The 22,123-nt window shown below is 63.1% G+C and carries 19 protein-coding genes; 10 read left to right on the plus strand and 9 right to left on the minus strand.

Annotated features, from left to right (window positions below):
• The first annotated feature begins 8 nt into the window (after window positions 1-8).
• From FZF13_RS14500 to FZF13_RS14545, 10 genes are all read left to right on the plus strand, one after another.
• Entirely contained in the window at window positions 9-827 is an 819-nt protein-coding gene (locus FZF13_RS14500; protein ID WP_024926904.1) for an N-formylglutamate amidohydrolase, read from the plus strand.
• Window positions 828-851: 24 nt separating this feature from the next.
• Window positions 852-2,399, plus strand: coding sequence for an amino acid permease (locus FZF13_RS14505; RefSeq protein WP_024926903.1), 1,548 nt, complete (start codon window positions 852-854; stop codon window positions 2,397-2,399).
• 94 nt (window positions 2,400-2,493) lie between these two features.
• A complete protein-coding gene (locus FZF13_RS14510; protein WP_024926902.1) occupies window positions 2,494-3,864 on the plus strand; it encodes a glutamine synthetase family protein in 1,371 nt (456 codons plus the stop codon).
• Between the two features lie 184 nt (window positions 3,865-4,048).
• On the plus strand, window positions 4,049-5,437 hold the full coding sequence (locus FZF13_RS14515; RefSeq protein ID WP_024926901.1) for an aldehyde dehydrogenase family protein: 1,389 nt from the start codon (window positions 4,049-4,051) through the stop codon (window positions 5,435-5,437).
• A gap of 27 nt (window positions 5,438-5,464) precedes the next feature.
• Complete coding sequence (locus tag FZF13_RS14520) at window positions 5,465-6,637, plus strand: iron-containing alcohol dehydrogenase (RefSeq protein WP_024926900.1); 1,173 nt, start codon at window positions 5,465-5,467, stop codon at window positions 6,635-6,637.
• 256 nt (window positions 6,638-6,893) lie between these two features.
• A complete protein-coding gene (locus FZF13_RS14525) occupies window positions 6,894-8,000 on the plus strand; it encodes an ABC transporter substrate-binding protein (protein ID WP_024926899.1) in 1,107 nt (368 codons plus the stop codon).
• Window positions 8,001-8,064: 64 nt separating this feature from the next.
• A complete protein-coding gene (locus FZF13_RS14530) occupies window positions 8,065-8,976 on the plus strand; it encodes an ABC transporter permease (protein ID WP_024926898.1) in 912 nt (303 codons plus the stop codon).
• On the plus strand, window positions 8,973-9,764 hold the full coding sequence (locus FZF13_RS14535) for an ABC transporter permease (RefSeq protein ID WP_024926897.1): 792 nt from the start codon (window positions 8,973-8,975) through the stop codon (window positions 9,762-9,764). The genes FZF13_RS14530 and FZF13_RS14535 overlap by 4 nt, the downstream gene beginning before the upstream one ends.
• 21 nt (window positions 9,765-9,785) lie before the next feature.
• On the plus strand, window positions 9,786-10,850 hold the full coding sequence (locus FZF13_RS14540) for an ABC transporter ATP-binding protein (RefSeq protein WP_024927255.1): 1,065 nt from the start codon (window positions 9,786-9,788) through the stop codon (window positions 10,848-10,850).
• Window positions 10,851-11,182: 332 nt separating this feature from the next.
• Entirely contained in the window at window positions 11,183-12,028 is an 846-nt protein-coding gene (locus FZF13_RS14545) for an EamA family transporter (RefSeq protein ID WP_024927103.1), read from the plus strand.
• 35 nt (window positions 12,029-12,063) lie between these two features.
• Here the strand turns inward: FZF13_RS14545 and FZF13_RS14550 are convergent, their stop codons facing one another.
• The 9 genes from FZF13_RS14550 to FZF13_RS14590 form a co-directional block, all read right to left on the minus strand.
• Entirely contained in the window at window positions 12,064-12,381 is a 318-nt protein-coding gene (locus FZF13_RS14550; protein WP_024927102.1) for a Dabb family protein, read from the minus strand.
• 13 nt (window positions 12,382-12,394) lie between these two features.
• Window positions 12,395-14,023: a GMC family oxidoreductase gene (locus FZF13_RS14555; protein ID WP_024927101.1), complete on the minus strand. Its 1,629-nt coding sequence runs from the start codon at window positions 14,021-14,023 to the stop codon at window positions 12,395-12,397.
• A 12-nt stretch (window positions 14,024-14,035) separates the two neighbouring features.
• Window positions 14,036-14,797: a 3-ketoacyl-ACP reductase gene (locus tag FZF13_RS14560; RefSeq protein WP_024927100.1), complete on the minus strand. Its 762-nt coding sequence runs from the start codon at window positions 14,795-14,797 to the stop codon at window positions 14,036-14,038.
• Complete coding sequence (locus FZF13_RS14565) at window positions 14,794-16,293, minus strand: GMC oxidoreductase (RefSeq protein WP_024927099.1); 1,500 nt, start codon at window positions 16,291-16,293, stop codon at window positions 14,794-14,796. Before FZF13_RS14565 ends, FZF13_RS14560 begins: the two co-directional genes overlap by 4 nt.
• A gap of 9 nt (window positions 16,294-16,302) precedes the next feature.
• The gene (locus FZF13_RS14570) at window positions 16,303-17,418 is read right to left on the minus strand and encodes an ABC transporter ATP-binding protein (RefSeq protein ID WP_024927256.1); all 1,116 of its coding nucleotides are present in this window, start codon (window positions 17,416-17,418) and stop codon (window positions 16,303-16,305) included.
• Window positions 17,419-17,424: 6 nt separating this feature from the next.
• Window positions 17,425-18,306 (minus strand): carbohydrate ABC transporter permease, encoded by an 882-nt coding sequence (locus FZF13_RS14575; protein WP_024927078.1) that lies wholly within the window; start codon window positions 18,304-18,306, stop codon window positions 17,425-17,427.
• Entirely contained in the window at window positions 18,303-19,220 is a 918-nt protein-coding gene (locus FZF13_RS14580) for a carbohydrate ABC transporter permease (RefSeq protein ID WP_024927077.1), read from the minus strand. Before FZF13_RS14580 ends, FZF13_RS14575 begins: the two co-directional genes overlap by 4 nt.
• A gap of 69 nt (window positions 19,221-19,289) precedes the next feature.
• On the minus strand, window positions 19,290-20,522 hold the full coding sequence (locus FZF13_RS14585) for an ABC transporter substrate-binding protein (RefSeq protein ID WP_244431173.1): 1,233 nt from the start codon (window positions 20,520-20,522) through the stop codon (window positions 19,290-19,292).
• Window positions 20,523-20,604: 82 nt separating this feature from the next.
• A complete protein-coding gene (locus FZF13_RS14590) occupies window positions 20,605-22,116 on the minus strand; it encodes an aldehyde dehydrogenase family protein (protein ID WP_024927075.1) in 1,512 nt (503 codons plus the stop codon).
• Window positions 22,117-22,123: the final 7 nt, after the last annotated feature.

The following is a 22,123-nucleotide window of genomic DNA, read 5'->3' on the forward strand; positions in this document are numbered from 1 at the left end:
GCGGATCGATGGAGACGACAAGCCGGGGAAAGCTTGCGACGGCGGATTCCGTGAGGGTGACGAACCCGGACGGAAACGGCGCCTATGTCTTTACCTGCGACCACGCCTCCAACTTCCTGCCCGCCGAATATGGAACGCTCGGCCTCGCGGCCCCAGAGCTCACCCGCCACATTGCCTGGGACCCCGGCGCCCTGCCGGTGGCGCAGATATTGAGCGAACGGCTTGGCGCGCCGCTGGTCGAGACCTGCATTTCGCGCCTGGTGCTCGACTGCAACCGCCCGCTCGATGCGCCGGACCTGATCTCGCCCGTCAGCGAGACAACTGCCATCCCCGGCAATGAAGGCCTGTCCGCCGCAGACCGGCAGGCACGTATCGACCGTTGCTGGAAACCGTTCCACGAAACGATCGACAGGCTGATCGAGACGCGCGCGGCACGCGGACTGGAGACGCGGCTGGTCTCCGTGCATTCGTTCACGCCCGTTTACAAGGGTGTCGACCGCCCTTGGCACATCGGCATCATTCATGACGATGACGCCCGGTTGTCGGCCCCGCTGATTGCCGCCCTGCAACAGCAGGGTGGCTTCACCGTTGGCGCCAACCAGCCTTACTCGCCTGCCGACCGGGTCTACTTCACCCTGGAGCGGCACGCGCGCTCGCGTGGCCTGTTGTGCGCAATGATTGAAATTCGCAACGATGAGATCCGGGACAAAGCCGGACAGAAAAAATGGGGAGAACGACTGGCGGGCATCTTTACCGGTCTTGAGCCGGCGCGGCTGCCAAAGCCGCCGCCGTTCCGGCCGCTCCACTCGATTGAAGGCACCATCTGAAGGTATAAAAAAGGGAACACTCTCATGGCAGCGCCTGGTAATGTCGAACACAATAGTGAGGACGTGAAGGTCCTCCATTCTATGGGCTACGCGCAAGAATTGGCGCGTCGCATGAGTGGCTTTTCAAATTTCGCGATCTCCTTCTCGATTATCTGCATTTTGGCGGGTGGCATCACGTCTTTTCCGCTAGCGATGGCTACCGGGGCTGGCTTTGAGGCTACCATCGGTTGGGTTATCGGCGGCTTGTTCGCGTTGGTTGTTGCCGCGTCGCTTGGTCAAATTGGCTCGGCCTATCCAACTGCGGGCGGCCTCTATCACTGGTCGTCGATCCTAGGAGGTCGAGGCTGGGGTTGGGCAACGGCCTGGATCAATCTACTTGGCCTCATTTTCGTCGTCGCATCGGTCAATGTCGGTGTTTTCCTGTTGTTCAGGGACCTAGTATGGGCCGGTGTGTTCGGCCACGACGTGTCGCAATGGGGTTATCAGGAGCAGGTAATCGGTGTCGCGCTGATCACCCTGACCCAAGCCCTCTTCAACCATTTCGGCATCAGAATCACGACGGCGCTGACGGATTTCTCCGGTTATCTGATCTTGGTCGTCGCCGTGGTTCTTACAGCTATGTTCCTAATCTGGGGCGCGAGTTGGGACTTCTCGCGGCTGACCACCTTCGTCAACAACACTGGCGAAGCGGGTGGCGGCTATGTGCCGGAGGCAAGAACGGCGCTGGTCGCCTTCCTGATTGGCCTACTCTATCCGCTCTATACGATCACCGGTTTCGACGCTTCCGCACATACTTCGGAAGAGACCCACAACGCGCGCGTTGCCGTTCCGCGCGGCATGATTCATTCCGTGTTGTGGTCGCTGGTCTTCGGCTTCGTGATGGCGGTTTCGTTCATCCTTGCGAGCCCGGATCTCGCGGCTACAGCCAAGGACGGCGCCAACGCATGGTTCAATCTGTTCAATAATTTGCCGGCACCAGGCTGGTTGAAGGACATCATCGCCATTGCAATCGTGCTGGCCAACTACATCTGCGCGCTGGCCGGTCTCACTTCCACTTCGCGCATGATTTTCGCTTTCGCGCGCGACGGCGGCCTGCCGGGCTCCTCGATGTGGAAGTCGGTCAGCCCGACATGGCGTACGCCCGTACCGGCTATTTGGCTGGGTGCGGTGCTTTCGGTTGCGGCGACACTCTACTCGCCGGCGTTCGCGGCGCTCGCGGCAGGTTGTGCGCTGTTCCTCTACGTGTCCTACGCGATGCCGGTAGCAGCGGGCTTCCTGGCGGAAGGTAAAACCTGGACCGAATTCGGGCCTTTCCGTCTAGGCGTCTGGTCCAAGCCGTTCGCCGGCATCACCGTGCTCGGTGTTCTGATCCTGATGTATGCCGGCATCCAGCCGCCCTTCGACATCCTGATCAACTACGCCATCGGCTTGCTCATCCTGTTGGTGGTGCTCTGGTTTGGTATCGAGCGCCGCCGCTTCCAGGGTCCGCCGATCGGTGACGAGGTGGCCAAGCGTGCCGCCGAGATCGCCGCCGCGGAACGCGCCGTCGGCGAGACGGCTGGCGGCCACTAAGTCCCAAAAACACGACCATGGCCGGCGGTCGCCGGCCATGGTCGCCCTTCCATCAAATCCGTTCCTAAAAAATGAAAACCGGAGTGCTCTAAGAATGGCAGGCAACCTTTCGTTCGATCAGTTGAAGAAGGCGGTGCAGGCAGGGGAGATCGACACCGTTCTCGCCTGTGCCGTCGACATGCAGGGTCGCCTCGTCGGCAAGCGTTTCCTGGCTCAGTATTTCGTCGAGTCCGCGCATGACGAGACGCATGGCTGCAACTATCTGCTGGCGGACGACATCGATATGGAGCCGGTGCCCGGCTACAAGGCGGCGAGCTGGTCGAAGGGTTATGGCGACTTCGTCATGAAGCCGGACCTCGCAACGCTGCGGCAGGTGCCGTGGCTCGAAAAGACCGCGTTGGTGCTGTGCGACCTGCTCGACCACCACAGCCATGAAGACCTCGCCCATTCGCCGCGCGCCATCCTGCGCAAGCAGGTCAAGCGGCTGACCGAACGCGGCTATATCGGCTATTTCGCCTCCGAACTCGAATTCTACCTGTTCAGCGAAGGCTATGACGCCGCCCGCAAGAAGCACTGGCAAGGCATCGAGACCGCGTCGCCCTATATCGGCGACTACCAGATCGGCATCACCACCAAGGAAGAAGGCATCATGCGCCGCCTGCGCAACGAGATGCAGGCCGCCGGCATTCCGATCGAGAATTCCAAGGGCGAGTGGGGCCCGGGCCAGGAAGAGATCAATGTGCGCTACGCCGAAGCGCTGGAGATGGCCGACCGCCACGTTATCCTCAAGAACGGCGCCAAGGAGATCGCCGATTCCGAAGGCAAGGCGATCACCTTCATGGCCAAGTACAATTACGGCCTGGCCGGTAATTCCAGCCATATCCACAATTCGCTGTGGAGCGCCGACGGCAAGACGCCGCTGTTCTTCGACAAAAAGGGCCCGTGGACGCTGTCCAGCCTCGGCCAGCAATGGTCCGCGGGCCAGCTCAAATATGCCAAGGAATTCACCTGGTTCCTGGCGCCCTACATCAATTCCTACAAGCGCTTCCAGTCTGGTACCTTCGCACCGACCAAGATCATGTGGTCGGAAGACAACCGCACGGCGGGCTTCCGCCTGTGCGGCGAGGGCACCAAGGGCATCCGCATGGAATGCCGCATCGGCGGCGCCGACCTGAACCCCTATCTCGCCTTCGCGGCGCTGATCGCCGCCGGTCTTGCCGGCATCGACGAGAAGTTGGAACTACAGAAGCCGTTCGTGGGTGATGCCTACCAGGCTTCGCGCCTGCCGGAGATACCGAAGACGCTGCGCGAGGCGACCGAGACCATGGCCAAGTCAAAGATGCTCAAGGCCGCTTTCGGCGAGGACGTCATCGACCATTACGTGCACACGGCGCGCTGGGAGCAGTTCGAATACGACCGACGCATCACCGATTGGGAACTGCACCGGGGGTTCGAGCGATATTGAGGAGGGAGCCGGCCTTCCCTCTTGTGGGAGGGCGCGGTGACCGGATATCGCAAGGCGAAGTTGGTGAGACGGGGCAGGGCGAACAGGGTTCGGTCTGCCCTTTCGCCCGCGCCACGACAAGACGTTAGCGGACCGGCCTTTGCCGAGATGGCGGGCTAGGACGCGCAATGAGGAAAAACGAAGCATGACTGAAACCGTAAAGCTTACTTCCCCCATCGATGGCTCGATCTATGTCGAACGGCCGATCGCCAGCGATCAGGCGGTTAACGCCGCCGTTGAGCGCGCCCGCGCGGCGCAGGCCGACTGGGCGAAGGTGCCCGTCGCCGAGCGCGCCAAATACATGCTGAAGATGCTGGAAGCGCTGGTTGCCATGAGCGACGAGATCGTTCCGGAACTGGCATGGCAGATGGGGCGTCCGGTGCGCTACGGCGGCGAATTCGGCGGCGTCAAGGAACGCACGCAATACATGGTCGAGATCGCCGAGCGCGCACTGGCGCCGGTGCCAGCCTCCAATCCGAAGGACGGTTTCCGCCGCTATGTGAAGAAGGACCCGCTCGGCGTGGTCATGGTGATCGCGCCGTGGAACTACCCGTACCTCACGTCCGTCAACACCATCGTGCCGGCGCTGATCGCGGGCTCGACCGTCATCCTCAAGCACGCCGCGCAGACGCTGCTGGTCGGCGAGCGCTTCGCCAAGGCCTTCGAGGCGGCCGGCCTGCCGAAACATGTCTTCCAGAACATGGTGCTCAACCACGCCCAGACGGAAAAGCTGCTCGGCTCGGGCAAGATCGACCACGTTAACTTCACCGGCTCGGTCGCCGGTGGTCGCGCCATCGAAAAGGCCGCGGCCGGCACCTTCATGACGCTGGGTCTCGAACTCGGCGGCAAGGATCCCGCCTATGTGTTGCCCGACGCCAAGCTCGACCATGCGGTGGCCAATCTCGTCGAAGGTGCCTTCTTCAATTCCGGCCAGTGCTGCTGCGGCATCGAGCGCGTCTACGTGCACGAGAAGATCTATGACGATTTCGTCGAGGGCTTCATCGCCGAGACGAAGAGCTATGTTCTCGGCAATCCGCTCGACCAGGCAACGACGATGGGCCCGATGGCGCAGGCGCGTTTTGCCGACTTCATTCGCGAGCAGAAGGCCGAAGCGCTGCGCAAGGGCGCGACGGCTCACATGAACACCAGGGACGCGGCCGACAAGGCTGGTTCGCCCTATCTGCCGGCCGAGGTGCTGACCAATGTCGACCACCAGATGTCGGTCATGCGCGAGGAGAGCTTTGGCCCGATCGTCGGCATCATGAAGGTGCGCAACGACGAGGAGGCGGTCGCCCTTATGAACGACAGCCCCTATGGCCTCACCGCCTCGATCTGGACCGCCGACACCGAGCGCGCCGTGGCCATCGGCGACCGCGTCGAGACCGGCACCGTGTTCATGAACCGCTGCGATTACCTCGATCCCGCGCTTGTCTGGACCGGCGTCAAGGACACCGGCAAGGGCGCGGCGCTTTCGCAGATCGGCTACGACAATCTGACCCGGCCGAAGTCGTATCACCTGCGCGAGAAGATCTAGTTAGCCGCCCATTCCAAGGAAAACTGCATGTCCAAGCTCGTCTCCAAATGGAACTACCCGACCACCATCCGCTTCGGCGCCGGCCGCATTTCCGAATTGCCGGACGCGCTGGCCGCGACTGGCATCAAGCGTCCGTTGTTCGTCACTGATCCCGGTCTCGCAAAGCTGCCGGTGGTGGCCTCGACGTTGAAAATCCTCGACGATGCGAAGATCCCCTACGGCGTCTTTTCCGATGTCCGCCCGAACCCGGTGGAATCGAACCTCACCGCTGGCATCGCCGTCTTCAAGAAGGGCAAGCATGACGGCGTCATCGCCTTCGGCGGCGGCTCGGCGCTCGATCTCGGCAAGCTGATCGCCTTCCAGGCCGGCCAGACCCGCCCGGTCTGGGATTTCGAGGATATCGGCGACTGGTGGACGCGCGCCGACAGCAACGCCATCGCCCCGATCGTCGCCGTTCCGACGACCGCCGGCACCGGCTCGGAGGTTGGCCGCGCCAGCGTGCTGACCCACGAGGCGACGCACACCAAGAAGGTCATCTTCCATCCGAAGATCCTTCCCGCCATCGTCATCGCCGATCCCGCGCTGTCGGTCGGCATGCCGCAATTCATCACCGCCGGTACCGGCATGGACGCGCTGGCGCACTGCCTCGAAGCTTATTGCGCGCCGGGCTATCACCCGATGGCCGACGGCATCGCGGTCGAAGGCGTACGGCTGGTGTTCGAGAACCTGCCCAAAGCCTATGCCAACGGCAAGGACCTGACCGCCCGCGCGCATATGATGAGCGCCGCTGCGATGGGCGCCACCGCCTTCCAGAAGGGGCTCGGCGCCATCCACTCGCTGTCGCATCCGATCGGCGGCCTCTATGACACCCATCACGGCATGACCAATGCCGTGTTCATGCCTTATGTGCTGGCCTTCAACCGCGACGTCATCGAGGGCAAGATCGAGCGCCTCGCAGCCTATTGCGGCATCAAGGGCGGCTTCGACGGTTTCGCCAAGGCGATCACCAAGCTGCGCAAGGAACTGAAGGTTCCGCACACGCTCGGCGGCCTCATCAAGGACCTCGACATGGACAAGAAGCGCAAGGGCCTGATCGCCGACATGGCAATCGTCGATCCGACTGCCGGCGGCAATCCGGTGAAGCTGACTAAGAAAGCGGCGCTGTCGCTCTTGGAAAACTCTTTGTCGGGAACGGTATAAGAGACGCGCGAGGCAGGTGCGACTGTCTTTCGCGAACTTGCGAAAAATAAAAAAAGCAAGGGGAACGAAAGGGCTGGGAGGAGGCGCCAGAAAGTTTAGCCGGAAAACGAACGGGCACCCGATTGCGGGTGTCCGGCAAAAGTAGTTAACTTTCCGTGCCTTTCGGGGCGCGGGGCGGTCCGCCTTCATCGGACTGTCATATAACGGGGATACCGCATCGCAGGCGTCCCTCGGCGTCAGTTCAACGGAGAGAAAAATGTTCAGATTCACGGGAAAAGTGCTTTCCCTTACGGCAGTCGCCCTGATGGCCTCTTCCGCTTTCGCTTCGGCCTCGTCGCTGGACGAGCTGGCAGCTGCGGCCAAGAAGGAAGGCCAGCTCACCACGATCGCGCTGCCGCATGACTGGTGCGGCTACGGCGCCGTCATCGATGGCTTCAAGAAGAAGTACCCGGAAATCAAGATCAACGAACTCAATCCCGACGCCGGTTCGGGCGACGAGATCGAGGCGATCAAGGCCAACAAGGACAACAAGGGCCCGCAGGCTCCCGACGTCATCGACGTTGGTCTCTCCTTCGGCCCGTCCGCCAAGGCCGACGGCCTGATCCAGCCCTACAAGGTCTCGACCTGGGATTCGATCCCCGACAGCGCCAAGGATGCCGACGGCTTCTGGTACGGCGACTATTACGGCGTTCTCTCGTTCATGGTGAACAAGGACCTGGTCAAGAACGCCCCGACCGACTGGGCCGATCTCTTGAAGCCGGAATACGCCAACTCGATCGCGCTTGCCGGTGACCCGCGTGCGTCCAACCAGGCCATCCAGGCTGTCTATGCCTCGGGTCTGTCGGGCGGCGCCGCTGCTGGTGAAGCCGCTGGCAAGGCCGGCCTCGAATACTTCAAGAAGCTCAATGCCGCCGGCAATTTCGTTCCGGTGATCGGCAAGCCGGCAACGCTCGCCCAGGGCCAGACGCCGATCCTGATCAACTGGGACTACAATGCGCTCGCCGGTCGCGACACGCTGAAGGACAATCCTCCGGTTGAGGTCGTCGTGCCGAAGACCGGTGTCGTCGCCGGCGTCTACGTTCAGGCGATCAGCGCCTACGCGCCGCACCCGAACGCAGCCAAGCTCTGGATGGAGTATCTCTATTCCGACGAAGGTCAGCTCGGCTGGCTGAAGGGCTACTGCCACCCGATCCGCTTCAACGATCTCGCCAAGAAGGGCGCGATTCCGAAGGAGCTGCTCGCGAAGATGCCGCCGGCCGCTGCCTATGAAAAAGCCGCGTTCCCGACGCTCGACGAGCAGAAGGTGTCGAAGGAAGCGATCACCAAGAACTGGGATTCGATGGTCGGCGCCAACGTCAAGTAAGTTCACGACAATTGTCCGGGCGGCTCCACGCCGCCCGGACTTTATCTAACGAAGACAGGCCGGCATGACCGATATCAGTCTTTCAGGACCGGCTGCTGCCGGAAAGATCGTACCGCCAGCACAGGCGCGGGCCATGCGGCTGCCCACGCAATGGTTGGGCGTGGCGCCGTTCATCATCTTCGCGCTGATGTTCCTGATCCTGCCGACGCTGTATCTCATCCTCGGCGCGTTCCAGAACAGTGACGGTGCCGTCACGCTGGAAAACATCATCGAGCTGGCGCAACCGTCCATCGTCGCCGCCTATCTGATCTCCATCAAGGTTTCCGTTGCCTCGGCGCTTCTCGGGGCGTTTATCGGCCTTGCCATCGCGATCGCCATCGTGCGCGGCGGCCTGCCCAACTGGACGCGCTCGGCAACGCTCACCTTTTCCGGCGTGGCCTCGCAGTTCGCCGGCGTGCCGTTGGCCTTTGCCTTCCTGGCGACGCTCGGCCGGCTCGGCCTTGTCACCGTTTTCCTGCGCGCGCTTGGCTTCGACCCCTACCAGCACGGCTTCAACGTCCTGTCCTTCTGGGGCCTGACGCTCACCTATCTCTATTTCCAGATTCCGCTGATGGTGGTCATCATCACGCCGGCCATCGATGGCCTGAAGAAGGAATGGGGCGAGGCTGCCGCGACCTTGGGTGCCACGCAGTGGCAGTACTGGCGCATGGTGGTGATCCCGGTGATCTGGCCGAGCTTCCTCGGCACCGTGATCCTGCTCTTCGCCAATGCCTTCGGCGCCATTGCCACCGCCTATGCGCTGACCGGTTCGTCGCTCAATATCGTGCCGATCCTGCTCTATGCGCAGATCCGTGGCGACGTGCTGCACAATCCACATCTCGGCTATGCCATCGCTTTCGGCATGATCTTCATCACGGGCCTCGCCAATGTCTTCTACATCTGGTTCCGGACCCGTTCGGAAAGGTGGCTGAAATGAAGTCGGGCAGATTCTGGGCCTGGGTCACTTTTATCCTCGGCGCCGCCTATTTCTTCATTCCGCTGATCGCGACCATGGAATTCTCCATGCGTATGCGGCGCGGCACCTATTCCTTCGACGCCTACAAGGTGGTTCTGGGCGACGAGCGCTTCCAGGCAACGTTCACCTTCTCGGTGCTAGCCGCGGTCTTCACCATCATCCTCGGTGTGCTGCTGGTCGTGCCAACCGCCTACTGGATCAGGCTACGCCTGCCGCAGCTCCGGCCGGTCGTCGAGTTCGTGACACTTCTGCCGCTGGTCATCCCGGCCATCGTCATCGTCTTCGGCTACATCCGCATGTATGGCTCGAACTCGCCGCTGCCGTTCCTGTCGAGCGACATGGGCACCAACGCGCTTCTGGTCATCGGCTATGCGACGCTGGCGCTGCCCTATATGTACCGCGCCGTCGACACCGGCCTCAGGACCATCGACGTGCGCACGCTGACCGAGGCGGCGCAGATCCTCGGCGCCGGCTGGACCACCATCATCGGCCGCGTCATCCTGCCCAACGTGCTGATCGCGGTGCTGTCGGGCGCATTCCTGACCTTCGCCATCGTCATCGGTGAGTTCACCATGGCCAGCCTGCTCAACCGTCCGGCCTTCGGCCCGTATCTTCAGAACATCGGCGCCAACCGCGCCTATGAGCCGGCGGCGCTTGCCATCATCGCCTTCGTCATCACCTGGGGCTGCATGTCGGTCATCCAGGTTCTGTCCCGTTTCGCGCCGAAATCGGCGAATCGCCCGAATTGAGCCCGAGAAAGTCCTGAACCCATGGCTGATCCGTTCCTTTCCATCCAGCATGTGAAGAAAGCCTTCGGCGCCACCACCGTGGTCGAGGACTTCAACCTCGATATCGCACGCGGCGAGTTTGTCTCGTTCCTCGGGCCTTCGGGCTGCGGCAAGACGACGGTGCTGCGCATGGTCGCCGGCTTCGAGGAGCCGACGGCCGGCCAGATCATCGTCGGCGGCAAGGATGTCACCCGGCTGAAGCCGAACCAGCGCAATGTCGGCATGGTGTTCCAGGCCTATGCGCTGTTCCCGAATCTTACCGTGGCGCAGAACGTCGCCTTCGGTCTCAAGGTCGCCGGCATACCGAAGGCTGACAGCGACAAGCGCGTCGCCGAAATGCTCGACCTGATCAAGCTGCCGCAACTCGGCGACCGCTATCCCTACCAGCTTTCCGGCGGCCAGCAGCAGCGCGTGGCGCTTGCTCGTGCATTGGCGCCGAAGCCGAAACTGCTTCTGCTCGACGAGCCGCTGTCGGCACTCGACGCCAAGGTGCGCGTGTCGCTGCGCGACGAAATCCGCGCCATTCAAAAAGAGCTCGGCATCACCACCATCTTCGTCACGCATGACCAGGAAGAAGCGCTGTCGATCTCCGACCGCATCGCGGTCATGTATGGCGGCAAGGCCGAGCAGGTCGGCGCGCCCTTCGAGATCTACAACCGTCCGGCCACCAAATTCGTCGCCAATTTCGTCGGTACCCTCAATGTGCTGGAAGGCGTGGTCAGCGATGCCGGTTCCGGCCGGGTGCGCATCAATGCCGAGGAAATCGGGCTTAAAGGTAAGTTGAACGGTTCCAAGACCGGTGACACGCTGTCGCTGGCGCTGCGCCCCGAGGCGATCGCGCTCGGCGAACGTCCCGGCAACGACGCCAAGCTCACCGGCGAAATCTCCGACGTGCATTTCCTGGGCTCGGTGATCCGGGTGCGGGTTGGCATCGGCCAGTCCAAGATTTCGCTCGACACCTTCAACAATTCCTCGACGCCGCCGCCGAATGTCGGCGACAAGGCCGAGATTTCATTCTCCTCCGGCGACGTGCTGGTTCTGCACTAGGGCTGAAACGCCGCCGCTTCCATCCTTAGTGGGATGGGGCGGTGCGCACGGCGCAAAGACCAATTGTTTGGCTGTTTTGAATGCCACGCGCCCAGAGCCTGCGCAGGGCAGGCGTAGCTTTACGCGCCGTGTTTCGCCTTTATCTCAATCGATGGTGGGAAGCGACGGATCGCCATCGGCGGGTTCCTGGTCCAAGAATCCAGGCCTTGCCTGCCCATTGCCCGGCCTCTCGCGGCGGGTTATGCCTTCAATGAACCTAAGCCGGGTAACAGATTGCCGGCAAATCGGTTCTTCGAAGTGGGCACCATTTTCACGGCCGATCACGACACGCAATGAGCCTTCTGGTCTTCCTGGCGGTGCTGTCCGCCGCCGCCATGCATGCCACCTGGAACGCCATGGTCAAGGTTCATCTCGACCGCTTCCTGTCGGTGACGGTGCTGACGCTTGGCATGGCGTCGATGGCGCTGGTGGCGGTGCCCTTCGTCGAATTTCCTCGGGCCGAGGTCTGGCCCTGGATCTTCGCCTCGACGCTCTTCCACATGGGCTACAAACTCTGCCTGATCGGCGCCTACAAGGCCGGCGATCTGGCCCAGACCTACCCGCTGGCGCGCGGTACCGCGCCCTTGCTGGCGGCCATTGGTGGCATCTTCGTTGTTTCGGAAATCCCGGGCACTTTGTCGATCGTCGGCATCGTGCTGCTCTGTGGCGGCACGCTGCTGATGTCCTTCCGCGGCGGCGCGCATCTGGAAAAGCTCAATCTGCGCGCGGTCGGTTTCGCGCTGGCGACGTCGGTGTTCATCGCCAGCTACACGCTGTCCGACGGCAGTGGCGCGCGCCTTGCCGCGACCGCGTCGAGCTATGCCGTCTATCTGTTCCTCTGCGACGGCATCTGGTCGCTGATCCTGTGCCTTCTGGTGCGCGGGCGGCAATCGCTGCCGGCGATGGCGCGCGACTGGAAGGCGGGCATCATCACCGGCTGTCTGAGCGGCACGGCCTACTGGATCGTCATGTGGGCGATGACCAAGGCGCCGATCGCCTCGGTGGCGTCATTGCGCGAAAGCTCGATCCTGTTCGCCATGATGATCTCGGTCTTCGCGCTCGGCGAAAAGATGACGGCCTGGCGCGGCGCCGCGGCCTTGTCCATCGTGGCCGGCGTCATCGCGCTGCGCATGGGCTAGTGCGCCGATCCGGACCGCTCTGAACATCTGCAGGCTCAGGCGCCGGCAGTCTCCAGATCGAACACCATCAGCCCGTCCGTGCCGCCGTCGAGCGCGGCGACCAGCCTCGCGCCGGCTTTCTGGTGCGCCTCATGCACCAGATAGGCGTCGCGGGCGGCGGCATCGCCGAAGTCGATGGTGAAGCCATGCGTGAAGCCGCGCGCGAAAGGCTCCGGACTGACATTGGCGCTGAAATGCACGGCGCCCATGCCATCGATCAGGCCGCGCAAAGCCGACAGGTCGGCATGGATCGCGGCGCGCTCCGTCGTCGATACGTCGGCACGGAATTTCACGAAGACGCAGTGGCGGATCATGGCTGTTTTTCCTTCACGCCGCGCGGTTGCCGGCAAAGACGGCCGGCGGCAGCGGCTCACGGCCGAGGATGATGTCGCCGCCTTTTTCACCAACCATGATGGTCGGTGCATTGGTGTTGGAAGAAGGCACGCGCGGCATGATCGAGGCGTCGCAGACGCGCAACCCCTCGATGCCGCGCACTTTCAGTTCCGGTGTCACCACCGCCATCGCATCATGGCCCATGCGGCAGGTGCCGACCGGATGATGATCGGTCTTGGCCGCACGGCAGGCATAGTCGGCAAGTTCGTCGTCGCTGGCGAGTGATGGGCCTGGCAGAACCTCCCGCAGCACATAGGGCTTCAGCGCGTTCTGGCGCATGATTTCGCGGGCAAGCCGCAGGCCCTTGATCGACATCTCGCGATCGTACGGGTCGGCCCAATAGTTGGGGTCGATCAGCGGCATGGCGGCCGGGTCGGCGCTGCCCAGTCTCACCGTGCCGCGCGAGCGTGGGCGCAGGAAAGCGGAATTCAGCGTCACACCCGGATTGTTCAGCTTCTCCACGCCGGCCTCGATGCCGGATCCCAGGCCGAGATGGAACTGGATGTCGGGATGGGACGCGGTCGGGTCGGCATACCAGAAGCCGCCTGTCTCGAAGAGGCTGGAGGCGACGGGTCCCTTCTTCAACAGCACATATTGCAATCCGGCCCAGAGGGTGCGGTGGAATTTGGCGTAATTGTCATAGGTGTGATCGCCGGTACATTCGGCGATCACGAAGAGATCGAGGTGGTCCTGCATGTTGGAGCCGACGCCGGGCAGGTCGTGTAGCGGCGTGACGCCGACCGATTTCAGATGGTCGGCCGGGCCGATGCCCGATTGCATCAGCAGTTTCGGCGAACCGATGGCGCCAGAAGACACGATCACCTCGCGCTCAGCCCGCAGGATCTGCGGTTGGCCGCCGGGCTTGTCGACCACCTCGACGCCAACGGCGCGGCTGCCTTCCAGAACGATGCGCGTCACCAAAACGTCGGTGCGCACGGTGAGGTTCTTGCGGTCGCGGATCGGCTTCAGATAGGCGACCGAGGCGGAGGAGCGGCGCGCATCCTTCTGGGTCAGCTGGTAGTAGCCGACACCATCCTGCGCGGCGCCGTTGAAGTCGGGATTGAACGGGATGCCCATTTCCTGCGCGGCGCGGAAATAGGCCTCGCAGATCGGCAATGGCGAGATCGGATTGGAGACGCCGAGCGGGCCCTGGTCGCCGTGATAGTCGTTGGCATAACGCTGGTTGTTCTCGGCGCGCTTGAAATAGGGCAGCACGTCGCGATACCCCCAGCCGGCCAGCCCTTCCTCCTTTTCCCAGGCGTCGTAATCGCGGGCATTGCCGCGCGTGTAGATCTGCGCGTTGATGGAGGAGCCGCCGCCGATAACCTTGGCTTGGGTGTACCAGAACACGCGGTCCTTCATGTGTTTCTGCGGCACGGTCGACCAACCCCAGGAAGCGATGCCCTTGGTCATCTTGGCGAAGCCCGCCGGCATGTGGATCAGCGGATGCCAGTCCTTGCCGCCGGCTTCCAGGAGCAGCACGGAATTCGCCGGGTCTTCCGACAACCGGTTGGCGAGCACGCAGCCTGCAGGGCCGGCGCCGACGATGATGAAGTCGGTCATGGGATCATCCGTTCATAGTCTGGGCACCGACAGCGCACCGTCGACACGGATCACCGAGCCGGTGGCGAAGCCGAGCCTGCCACCCGCAAGAGCAGCGACCGCGGCGCCGATGTCGGCGGCCTCGCCCCAGCGCTTGGCCGGCACCAGCCCGCCCTCGATCAAGGCATCGTATTTGGAGGCCACGCCGGCGGTCATTTCCGTTCGGATGATGCCGGGGCGCACCTCGAACACGCCGATATTCTCCGGCGCCAACCGTAGCGCCAGCGTCTTTACCCACATGGCGAGGCCCGCTTTGGAGACGCAGTAATCCGCACGTTCGGGCGAGGCCATTTCGGCACTCACGGAGGTGACGGTGACGATCGATCTCGGATGATGCGGCGGCTGCGCCAGCATCGCCTTGGCGACGGCCTGGGTGAAGAAGACCGTGCCGCGCAGGTTGACGTCGATCACCCGGTCGAAGTTTTCGGGCTTCAGCTCCAGCAGATCGCCGCGTACCACGGCGCCGATGCCGGCATTATTGACGAGGCAGTCGATGTGGCCGAAGGCGTCGAGCGCGGTCTCGATCACCGCCGGGTGGTTGGCGAGATTGGCGATGTCGCAGCGGCGATAGGCAAGCCGCGCGCCGCGTAAGCCGACGCTTGCGGCCAGTTCCGGGCTTGGCTCGGGGGTGAGGTCGGCGGCGGCGATGTCGAAGCCAGTTTCGGCAAGCGCGTTGGCGCAGGCGAGGCCAATGCCGCGATTGGCGCCGGTGACGATGGCGACGGGACGGGTCATGCCTTCAACTCCGTCTTGCGAATATGGTCTGCTACCCTCAGCGCCTGCGCGGCGATGGTCAATGCCGGGTTGACGGCGGCGGAAGTCGGCAGGAAACCGCCGTCGACGACGAACAGGTTGCCGTGATCCCAGGCACGGCAGAAGGTATCGAGCGGGGACGTGGCCGGGTCGCTGCCCATGCGGACCGTGCCGCACTGGTGCGAGGGCGTGCGCTTGTCGAATGGCCTGGACAGCACGATCGGATAGCCGCAGGCGCGAAAATGCTCGCGCATCACCTGGGTCAGCCGGTCGAGCGCTTGCATGTTGCTGCGGCGCCATTGCAGGACGATGTCGTTGCCGTCGACCATGACGCGGCTTTCGGGATCCGGCAGGTCTTCGCACATCAGGTACCAGTCGACCGCATGGCTGGCCATGAAATCGAGCGCGAATTTTGGCGCTAGGCGGACATTGGCCTTCAGCATGGTGCCGTCGATCTTGCCCAGAAGCTGGACATTGCCGAGCGGCTTTCCGCCCTTGCCGTCGGAGAGGTAGTAGTCGTTCAGCATCAGCGTCTTCTGGTAGACGCTGTCGTTTCTGCGGCGCGGATCGATCGCCAGCATGGCGGCCGAATTGTGGTTCATGAAATTGCGTCCGACCTGGTCGGAACGGTTGGCGATGCTCTTGCCGCCGGGCGCCGGTGAACGCAGCAGGATGACAGCGGAGTTGATGGCGCCGGCCGACAGGACGACCAGTTTCGGCGTGACGCGCTTGGCCTCGCCGTTGCGGTGATAGTGTACGGCGGCGACCGTCTTGCCGCCGGGCGTCAGTTCGAGATGGTCGACAGCGGCTCCCGTTTCGAGGCAGATGTTGTTGTCGGCCAGCGCGACCGGAAGCGGGCCGGTCTCGGCATCGATCTTGCCGATGCCAGTGTTCGGGAAAGCGTCCCACGGCGTCTTTCCATCCCGCAGCCAGGCATCGATATCGACGCCGAGCGGCAGCGACGCGGGATTGAGGCTGATGCCCTTCAACTCGGCGCGGGCGCGCGCGATTGCCGGCTCGTCCGGCACCGGCGGGAAGGCGTAGGGTACGGAATGAAAAGGCTCTGTCGGGTCCTCGCCGAGCCTGCCGCGCACGCGGAACAGTTGCTCGGCTTTCGAATACCAGGGTTCCAGTTCTTCATAGCCGAAGGGCCAGGCTGGCGAGATGCCGCCGAAATGCTCCATCGCCGCGAAGTCTTCGCGCCGGTAGCGGATCAGCACCGCGCCATAGAATTTCGAATTGCCGCCGACATAGTAGTAGTTGCCGGGGTTGAAGGGCTGGCCACCGGCCTCTCGCCACATCTCCTTCGGCCGGTAGTGGCCGTCGACGAAGATCGAGCGGCTGTCGCGTGCATGCGCGGTCGCAGGCAACTTCTCTCCGCGCTCGAGGATCAGCACCGAGGCGCCGCTTCCGGCCAAACCGGAGGCGATCGTGGCGCCGCCGATGCCGGAGCCGATGATGACGATATCGGGAGACATGGTTGCCCGCTACGCAATCCGTTCCTGGGTCGCCGGATCGAAAAACACCGCCTTGGTCAGATTGAAGGTCAGCGGCGCGGTGGTGCCCGGCTTGATGCGCGCGTCGGCGCGCAACCGCGCCACCACGCCCTTGCCGCCCAGATTGGTCACCGCGAAAGTATCGGAGCCGGCCGGCTCCACCACCTCGATGTGACAGTCCGCCGTCACCAGATGGGTGGCGTTGCGGTCGGCGCCGTCCGGATCGGTCAGCGCTTCGGGGCGGATGCCGAACATCACCTGCTTGCCACGATAGGCCGACAGCCCTTGCGGCGCGCCGTTCAGCGCAAGAGACACCGGTGCCGAACCGTTGCGGGCAAGCTCGACGCTGAGCTGGTTGCCGGTTTCCCCAATGGTGGCCGGCACCAGGTTCATGGCCGGCGAGCCCATGAAGTCGGCAACGAACATGTTGACCGGGTTGTTGTAGATCTCCTCCGGAGTACCGAACTGCTGCAGGATGCCGTCCTTCAACACTGCGATCTTGGTCGCCAGCGTCATCGCCTCGATCTGGTCGTGGGTGACGTAGACGATGGTCGTCTTCATGCGGTGGTGCAGGCGCTTGATCTCGGTGCGCATGTCGATGCGCAGCTTGGCGTCGAGATTGGACAGCGGTTCGTCGAACAGGAAGACCTGCGGCTTGCGCACCAGGGCGCGGCCCATGGCGACGCGCTGGCGCTGGCCGCCGGAAAGCTGGCTCGGCTTGCGGTCGAGCAGGTGGCCGATCTGCAGCAATTGCGACACATCGGCGATCGCCTTGTCGCGTTCCGCCTTGGCGATGCCGCGGATTTCCATGCCGAAGCCGATATTCTCGCCCACGGTCATGTTGGGATAGAGCGCGTAGGACTGGAACACCATCGCGATGTCGCGCTTCGACGGGTGCAGGTCGTTAACCCTTTTGCCGGCGATGCGGATTTCGCCGCCGGTGATCTGCTCCAGCCCGGCTATGGTGTTGAGCAGAGTGGACTTGCCGCAGCCGGACGGGCCGACCAGCACCAGGAAGCCACCTTCCTCGATGCCGAGCGTCACCCCTTTGAGGATTTTGGTGGCGCCGAAGGACTTTTCGAGATTGTCGATCTCAAGAAAGGGCATTGTATCTCAGCCTTTCACGGCGCCGGCCATCAGGCCACGCACGAAATAGCGTCCGGAGACGATGTAGACGATGAGGGTAGGGAGCGCCGCCAGGATCGCCCCGGCGAAGTGGACGTTGTATTCCTTCACGCCCGTCGAGGAGTTGACCAGATTGTTCAGCGCCACGGTGATGGGAATGGAATCGACGCTGGAGAAGGACGAACCGAACAGGAAGTCGTTCCAGATGTTGGTGAATTGCCAGATCACGGTAACCACGATGATCGGTCCCGACGACGGCAGGAGGATGCGCCGGAAGATCTGGAAGAAGGATGCGCCGTCGATCTGCGCCGCCCGCACCAATTCGGTCGGGAAGGCCTCGTAGTAGTTGCGGAAGAACAGCGTGGTAAAGCCGAGGCCGTAGATGGCGTGGATCAGGATCAGGCCCGGCACCGTTCCGGCGAGGCCGAGCAGGCCGAGGATGCGGGCCGACGGAATCAGCACGATCTGGAAGGGGATGAAACAGGCCAGAAGCATCATGCCGAAAACGATGTTGTCGCCCTTGAAGCGCCATTTGGTCAGCACGTAGCCATTCAATGCACCGAGGATGGTCGAGATCGCCACCGCGGGCACCACCATCATCACCGAGTTCAGGAAATAGGGTTTCAGCCCGGTCGGCGAGACGCCGATTTGCGCCGTCGACCAGGCCGACAGCCATGGCGCGATCGTCCATTGCTGCGGCAGCGCCAGCATGTTGCCCTGGCGGATCTCCTCCAGCGGCTTCAGCGAGTTTACCAGCATTACGTAGAGCGGCAAAAGATAGTAGACCGCGAAGACGATCAGCAGGGCGTAGATCAGGGCACGGACAAAAATGCCGTTGCGGGTGGCGACGTCCTGGGAGGGGGCGCTCATTTCTTCTTCCCCCCGAGTTCGGAGTAGAGATAGGGCACGATGATGGCGAAGATCATCATCATCATGATGATCGCCGAGGCCGCGCCCATGCCCATCTCGTTGCGGCCGAAGGTGAATTTCTGCATGAACAGCGCCGGCGTCCAGGTGGCTGTACCCGGGCCGCCATCGGTCATCGCCACCACGAGGTCATAGGACTTGATGGCAAGGTGGGCGAGCACCACGAAGGCCGACAGGAAGACCGGGCGCATCAGCGGAATGATGATGCGGCGGTAGATGGTCATGGTCGAGGCGCCGTCGATCTGGGCGGCCTTGATGATCTCGTTGTCGACGCCGCGCAGGCCGGCGAGGAACATCGCCATGACAAAGCCGGACGACTGCCAGACGGCAGCAATCACGATGGTGTAGATCGCCATCTTGCCGTCCTTGATCCAGCGGAACGAAAAGCTTTCCCAGCCGATCGACTGCATGACGTGCTCGAGGCCGATGCCGGGGTCGAGGAACCATTTCCAGGCGACGCCGGTGACGATGAAGGACAGCGCCATGGGGTAAAGATAGATGGGGCGCAGCAGGCCTTCGCCGCGGATTTTCTGGTCGAGGAAGATGGCAAGCGCCAGGCCGATCACCGAGCAGACGACGATGTAGAGGATCGAGAAGATCGCCAGGTTCTGCAGCGCCGTGATCCAGTTGGGATGGTTGAACAGGCGCACATAGTTATTGAGCCCGACCCAGGTCGAGAAATCCGGCAGGAGCTTCGAACCCGAGAAAGAGAGCACGGCCGTGAAGGCGATGAAGCCGTAAACGAAGATGAGGATCACGGCGAAGCTCGGCGCCAGCACGATCTTCGGCAAGAGGTCTTGCAAGGTGGCGCGCGGATTCGCTGCAGCAGCACGCGCGGTCATGGTGGCGTCGGCCATGGGTTCAGCCCCGGTTTATTAAAGAGTGGGTGCCTCGACCGGAGCCGAGGCACTGCGTTTCAGACGCTATCAGCCCTTCGCGGCGGCAACTGCTTCAGCCAGTGCCTTGGCGGCGGCCTTGGAGTCCAGCTCGCCGTTGAAGTGGCGGGTGATGACGTCATACATGGCGTTCTTCACCGCCGCCGGCACTGCATAGCCGTGAGCCATGGAGCCGAACAGCTTGCCCGAGGAGTTGGCTTCCGCCAGGTCCTTGATGCCCTTCTTGCCGCAATCGTCGAAGGCGGTGTCCGGCACGTCGGTGCGCGCCGGCACCGAGCCCTTGACCACGTTGAAGGACGACTGGAAGTCCGGGCTCTCGATGTCGGATGCCATCGTGAGCTGCCCGGCCTTCTTGTCGTCGCCGACCTTGAACATCATGAACATGTCGGAGTTGAAGGTGACGGCGCCTTGCGTGCCCGGGAAGCGGATGCAGACGAAGTCGGTACCAGGCTTCTGCTTGGCCTTGAGGAACTCGCCCTTGGCCCAGTCGCCCATCATCTGCATGCCGGCCTTGCCTTCGATGACCATGGCCGAGGCAAGGTTCCAGTCGCGGCCGGAGAAGTCCTTGTCGACATAGCTCTTCAGCTTGGCCATGCGGTCGAAAGCCTCGACCATCTTGTCGCCGCCAAGAGCCTTGGGATCGTTGTCGATAAACGCGGCCTTGTAGAAGTCGGTGCCGAGCGAGAGCACGACTGCGTCGAAGATGGTGGCGTCCTGCCAGGCCTGGCCGCCATGGGCGAGCGGGGTGATGCCGTTGGCCTTCATCTTGTCGAGCACGGCGATCAGTTCGTCCCAGTTCTCCGGCACCTTGCCGCCAGCGGCATCGAGTGCCTTCTTGGAGATCCAGACCCAGTTGGTCGAGTGCACGTTGACGGGTGCCGCGATCCACTTGCCGTCGTGCTTAGCGAAGTTCTGAAGGGCCGTCGGGATGACCTTGTCCCAGCCTTCCTTGTTGGCCACATCGCCGAGATCGCCGACCACGCCCTGCTTGGCCCAGTCAGTGATGTCGAAGCCTAGCGCCTGCACGGCGGTCGGCGGGTCACCAGCGGTGACACGGGCGCGCAGCGCGGTCATGGCGGCTTCGCCGCCGCCACCGGCCACGGGCATGTCCTTCCAGGTGATACCCTGGCTTTCCAGCTTCTTCTTCAAGACGTCGAGCGCGGCGGCCTCGCCGCCCGAGGTCCACCAGTGCAGCACTTCGACCGAGCCGCCAGCGGCATAGGTCGATGCGGTATAGCCGACGGTAAGCGCCGAGCCGAGCATCGTTCCGATTAGCAGTTTGCGCAACATGTACTACCTCCCTTGTTGCAGTCACACGACCGGCTATCGCCGGCTACCTCCCAACTCAGCTCGCCCACCACCCGGTGCGCGGGCCGCGATGAAACTGGATCGTTTTTTCCTCGGTGTAATCCTCGACGGCGCGCCTGCCCAATTCGCGCCCAAGCCCGGATTGCTTGTATCCACCGAAAGGCAATTCCGGATAGCCTTCCATGAATGTGTTGACCCAAACGGTGCCCGAACGCACGCCGCGCGCCACCGACATGCAGGTATCGATATCGGCGCTCCAGACGCCCGCAGAAAGACCATAGGGCGTGTTGTTGGCGATATGCAATGCCCTTTCAATCGTTTCAAAAGTCAGCACCGAAAGCACCGGTCCGAACACTTCCTCGCGGGCGATGGCCATGTCTTCCCTGACGCCGCTGACGATGGTCGGCGCCAGATAATCGCCGGCGCTGGAGGCGAGCTTCACACCACCTGTGGCCAACTTGGCGCCTTCGCTGGAGGCGGCGCCGACATAGGCGGTGACCTTGCCGAGATGGTCCGGCGAGATCATCGCGCCGACCTTGGTGCGGTCGTCGAGCGGATCGCCGACGGTGACCTTGGCGGTCAGCGATTTCACGGCTTCGAGGAAGTCGTTGGCGATCGCTTCATGGACGATCAGGCGCGAGCCGGCGTTGCAGCATTCGCCCGCATTGAAGAAGCCGCCGAACACGGCAGCATCCGCCGCGGCCTCGAGATCGGCATCGGGGAAGACGATCTGGCCGTTCTTGCCGCCGAGTTCCATCGACACCTTCTTCAGCGAATTGGCGGCGGCCGCCATGGTCATCTTGCCGACGCGGGTCGAGCCGGTGAAGGAGACCATCTCGGCCAGCGGGTGCGAAACCATCGGCGCGCCGACATCGGCGCCGAGGCCGGCAAGGATATTGACGCCGCCGTCCGGCAGGCCGGCCTCCATCAGCAGGTCGCCGAGCAAAAGGGTCGAGGCCGAGGTCATTTCGCTGGGCTTGACCACCGCGGTGCAACCGGCGGCGAGCGCGAAGGGCAGTTTCTGGCTGACGATGAGGAAAGGGAAGTTCCAGGGCGTGATGATGGAAACGACGCCGACCGGCTCGCGTAGCACGACGCCCAGCATGGCGTCGCCCAGATTGGCGTAGGACTCGCCGGAAAGCGTGCGGGCAAGGGCTGCCGAATAACGCCAGATGTCGGCCGCGCCGGCGATCTCGCCGCGCGCCTGGGCGATCGGCTTGCCGGATTCCAGCGCTTCGAGCCTGGCGATGTCTTCCAGCCGGGAGTCGATGAGGTTGGCGGTCTTCAAAAGCAGGGCAGCGCGCTCGGCCGCCTTCATGCGTGGCCACGGCCCGCTCTCGAAAGCCTTGTGGGCAGCCAACATCGCTGCCTCGACCTCGGCCTCGCCGGCCTGCGCATACCGCGAAACGACAAAGCCGTGGCCGGGCGAGCGACGCTCCAGCGTGCGGCCGTCGCGTGCATCGACATGTTTGCCGCCGATCAGCAGCTTGTAACCCTTCGGCGCGACCGAGGCCTCAGAGGGCATTTTGATGTTCAGCGGGGCATTCATCATTGTC

This window comes from Mesorhizobium terrae (assembly GCF_008727715.1).
Classification (GTDB): Bacteria; Pseudomonadota; Alphaproteobacteria; order Rhizobiales; family Rhizobiaceae; genus Mesorhizobium; species Mesorhizobium terrae.